A 4,333-nucleotide genomic window follows, 5' to 3' on the forward strand; every position below is an offset into this window, starting at 1 on the left:
GCTTCTGCCCCGCTTGGACCGCGGCGCCGTGTCGCCGGGGCCGTGCACGGCCGAGCTGCCCGCTGAGGCGTTGCCTCGGACCAGCAAGGACATGTCTATGGATCAGCATCCTGCCCTTTCGCCGGGCCGCACGGCCATTGTGACGGGCGCCGCGAGCGGCATCGGCCGCGCCGCCGCCCACCGCTTCGCCGAACTCGGCCTTTCTGTGTGGCTGTCCGACCTTCCGGGCCCCGCCCTCGACGAGGCCGTGGCCGCCATCAAGGCAGGCGGCGGCCAGGCCGTGGCGGCCCCGGTGGACGTGTCGCAGCCCGGCGAGATGGAGCGGCTGGCCCGTGAGGTGGCCGAGCGCTCGGGTGACATCGCGGTCCTGATGAACAATGCCGGGATCGGTCTCGACGGCAGCTTCGCGAGCCCGCTCGAGACCTGGCACCGCATCATCGACGTCAATCTCTGGGGCGTGATCCACGGCGTCAAAGCCTTCCTGCCCGCCATGCTGGCCGCGAACCGGCCGGCCCTGATCGTCAACACGGGCTCGAAACAGGGGATCACGACCCCGCCCGGCAACACGCCCTACAACGTGTCAAAGGCTGCCCTGAAGGTGTTCACCGAGGCGCTGGCGCATGATCTGCGCGGGCGCGACGGGTGCCGGGTCACGGCGCACCTGCTCATCCCGGGCTATGTCTTCACGGGCATGACCCGCGCTCCCGGCGCCACCGACAAGCCGGCGGCCGCCTGGACCCCCGAGCAGACGGTCGGCTTCATGCTCGACTCGGCGGCACGGGGGGATTTCTACATCCTGTGTCCGGACAACGACGTCGATCGGCCCACGGACGAGAAGCGCATCCTGTGGTCGACCGGGGACATCGTCGAGAACCGGCCGGCCCTGTCGCGCTGGCACCCGGACTACAAGGACGCCTTCGCGACCTATATGCAGGGGTGATCCGGAGAGCGCTCCCCTGTCCATCGTCAAGATCTGCGGCCTCTCCACGCCCGAGACGCTCGAGGCTGCGCTGGCGGCCGGGGCCGACATGGTCGGCTTCGTCCGCTTCGCGCCCTCGCCGCGGCACGTCGAACTCGCGCCCGGTCGGGAGCTGTCGGCGATGGCGCGCGGGCGCGCCCGGCGCGTGCTTCTGGCCGTGGACCCGACGGACCAGGAACTCGAGGCCGCGCTCGAGGCGCTCGACCCGGATCTGATCCAACTGCACGGCGCCGAGACGCCGGATCGGGTGCGGGCGATCGGCCACGTGGCGGGCCGCCCCGTGGTCAAGGCGATCGGGGTCGCCGAGGCGGCCGATCTCGACCGAATCGCGATCTATCGCGGCCTCGTCGACGGCGTGCTGCTCGATGCCAAGCCACCCCGGCAGGCGACCCGGCCCGGCGGCCACGGCGCGACCTTCGACTGGCGCATCCTGGACGGATACGGCTCCGCCCCGGCGCTTGACCCCGGGCCCTGGACCATGCTGTCCGGCGGGCTCACGGCGACCAATGTCGCCGAGGCGATCGCCGTGACGCGGCTCGATGCCGTCGACGTCTCGTCGGGGGTGGAGACCCGCCCGGGCGAGAAGGACGCCGCCCTAATCACCGCCTTCGTCGAGGCGGCGCGGGCGGCGTTCGCACTCGCCCCAGCATCCAGGAGAGACGCGTGAACGCGCCGCACACACCGAATTCCTACCGGACCGGGCCCGACGAGCAGGGCATGTTCGGCATCTTCGGGGGCCGTTTCGTGGCCGAGACCCTGATGCCCAACATCCTGGCACTCGAGGCGGAATACGAGAAGGCCAAGGCGGACCCGGCCTTCAAGGCCGAGATGGACAGCTACCTGACGCATTACGTCGGCCGTCCCTCGCCGCTCTATTACGCCGAGCGGCTGACGGAGCATCTCGGCGGCGCCAAGATCTACCTGAAGCGGGACGAGCTGAACCACACCGGCTCGCACAAGGTGAACAACGTCACGGGCCAGATCCTGCTGGCCCGGCGCATGGGCAAGAAGCGCATTATCGCCGAGACCGGGGCCGGGCAGCACGGCGTCGCGACCGCCACGCTCTGCGCCCGGTTCGGGCTCGAATGCGTCGTCTACATGGGCGCGGTCGATATCGAGCGGCAGATGCCGAACGTGTTCCGCATGCGGATGCTGGGCGCCGAGGTGGTGCCGGTGCAGTCCGGCACCCGCACGCTCAAGGACGCCATGAACGAGGCGCTGCGCGACTGGGTCACCCATGTCGACACCACGTTCTACTGCATCGGCACGGTGGCGGGGCCGCACCCCTATCCGGCCATGGTGCGGGACTTCCAGTCCGTGATCGGGCGTGAGGTCCGCGAGCAGATGATGGCGGCCGAGGGCCGGCTGCCGGATTCGCTGGTGGCCTGCATCGGCGGGGGGTCCAACGCCATGGGGCTGTTCCACCCGTTCCTGGACGACCGGCAGGTCGCGATCTACGGCGTCGAGGCGGCCGGGCACGGCATCGCCGGCGGGCTGCACGCGGCTTCGCTGACCGGGGGGCGCCCGGGCGTGCTGCACGGCAACCGCACCTACCTGCTCATGAACGATGACGGGCAGATCACCGACGCCCATTCGATCTCGGCCGGGCTCGACTATCCGGGCATCGGGCCCGAACATGCCTGGCTCCACGAGACCGGCAGGGCCACCTACCTGTCGGCCACCGACGACGAGGCGCTCGAGGCCTTCCAGCTCCTGTCCCGGCTCGAGGGCATCATTCCGGCGCTCGAGACCGCGCATGCGCTGGCCCGGGTGGCGGACCTCGCCCCGAAGCTGCCGGCCGAGCACCTGATGGTGGTCAACGTGTCGGGCCGGGGCGACAAGGATATTCCGCAGGTCGCCGAGATCCTGGCGGCGCGGGCGGCCCGTCCAGGCTGAGGGCCGTCCCTCGAGGCCGACCGGCTAGGCCGACGGGACGGGGCCGCGCTCGCGGCCCGCCGGTTGGGGAGCGGGTGCGCCCCTCGGGTGCGGCAGCTATTCGGGCGCGGCCCGCCGAGGCTTGCTGTCGCTGCCCACCGCTTCGGTCGCGCAGATGGCGAGAAACAGGCCCAGGACGCCGCCCATCAGCAGGGCTTCGGCCAGCAACTCAGGCACGTCTGTCCGGAGCCAGAGCGCAAGCGGCAGCACGAGCGGGCCGCCGATGAGCAGGGTCCAGACAAACATGGGCACAATCGGTCGATAGGGCAGACGCACGCAGAACGACAAGCTGGCGGATTGGTTCCGGCCGGTTCTCGATTTTTTTGGTGAATCAGCCGCCGGTCAGATGCTGCCCACGGTCTTGAGCCGGACCCGCGGGTGGATTTCCGCCTGGCCCAGCACCGGTGTCTCGCGCCGGAAGCGCTCCACGATCGACCGCACATAGGGCCGCGAGGCGGTGGACGTGACCAGCACCGGCATTTCGCCGGCTCGGGCGGCGTCCTCGAACCGGTCCCGCACCGCGGTCACGAAATCGGTCAGCCGCGAGGGCTGCATCGCCAGGTGGCGCTCGTCGCCCTGGCCGACGATGGAATCCAGAAAGGCCGATTCCCAGGCCGGCGACAGCGTCACGATGGCGAGGTGGCCGTCGGCTGCCGCGTATTGGGCGCAGATCTGGCGGGCCAACCGCATGCGGACGTGCTCGGCGATGTCGCGGGGATTCTTCAAGGCCGCCACCACGTCGGCGACCCCTTCCAGGATGGTGCCGAGATCGCGGATCGACACCCGCTCGCCCAGCAGGAGCTGCAGCACGCGCTGGATGCCGGTGGTGGAAATCTGTGACGGCACGATCTCGCGCACGAGGTCGGCATGCTCCTTGGGCAGTTCGCGCAGCAGCTTCTGCACTTCGACATGGGACAGGAGCTCGGCCGTGTGGCCCTTGATGATCTCGGTCAGGTGCGTCGACAGCACGGTCGCGGCATCCACCACCGTGTAGCCCCGCACGGCCGCCTCGTCGGCCAGCGCGCCGTCGATCCAGGTCGCCGGCAGGCCGAAGGTCGGCTCCAGCGTGTGCTGGCCCGGCAGCTGCACCTGCCCGCCCATCGGGTCCATGGCCATGGACAGGCCGGGATAGATGCGGCCCTGCCCGGCTTCGACCTCCTTGACCCGGATCACGTAGCTGTTCGCGTCCAGGGTGACGTTGTCCAGGATGCGGACGGACGGCATCACGAAGCCGAGCTCGCCGGCGAGCTGACGCCGTAGCGCCTTGATCTGGTCGGTGAGCCGGTCCTCGCCCCCGCCATTCACCATGGGCAGGAGGCCGTAGCCGATCTCGATCTTCAGGTCGTCGATCTTGAGCACCTCGGCGATCGGCTCCTCGGCCTGGGCGGCCGCCGCGGCGGCGCTGCCAGCGGCGGCGGC

At 70.4% G+C, this 4,333-nt stretch carries 5 protein-coding genes; 3 read left to right on the top strand and 2 right to left on the bottom strand.

The annotated features are described in order from the left end of the window. Window positions 1–97 precede the first annotated feature (97 nt). Genes JWR86_RS11790 through trpB form a run of 3 tightly spaced genes read left to right on the top strand, consistent with a single transcriptional unit; the run spans window position 98 to window position 2,875 of the window. Entirely contained in the window at window positions 98–940 is an 843-nt protein-coding gene (locus JWR86_RS11790) for an SDR family NAD(P)-dependent oxidoreductase (protein ID WP_299565471.1), read from the top strand. Between the two features lie 16 nt (window positions 941–956). Next, complete coding sequence (locus tag JWR86_RS11795; protein ID WP_299565479.1) at window positions 957–1,646, top strand: phosphoribosylanthranilate isomerase; 690 nt, start codon at window positions 957–959, stop codon at window positions 1,644–1,646. 50 nt (window positions 1,647–1,696) lie between these two features. Next, window positions 1,697–2,875: a tryptophan synthase subunit beta gene (gene trpB / locus JWR86_RS11800; protein WP_299565482.1), complete on the top strand. Its 1,179-nt coding sequence runs from the start codon at window positions 1,697–1,699 to the stop codon at window positions 2,873–2,875. Between the two features lie 96 nt (window positions 2,876–2,971). Here the strand turns inward: trpB and JWR86_RS11805 are convergent, their stop codons facing one another. Further along, the gene (locus JWR86_RS11805; RefSeq protein ID WP_299565474.1) at window positions 2,972–3,160 is read right to left on the bottom strand and encodes a hypothetical protein; all 189 of its coding nucleotides are present in this window, start codon (window positions 3,158–3,160) and stop codon (window positions 2,972–2,974) included. Window positions 3,161–3,256: 96 nt separating this feature from the next. After that, window positions 3,257–4,333, bottom strand: a 1,077-nt coding sequence (locus tag JWR86_RS11810; RefSeq protein WP_299565477.1) for an FHIPEP family type III secretion protein, incomplete at its 5' end; no start/stop codon positions are given.

Origin of the sequence: Enterovirga sp., assembly GCF_028290205.1 — a bacterium.
Lineage (GTDB): Bacteria > Pseudomonadota > Alphaproteobacteria > Rhizobiales > Beijerinckiaceae > Enterovirga.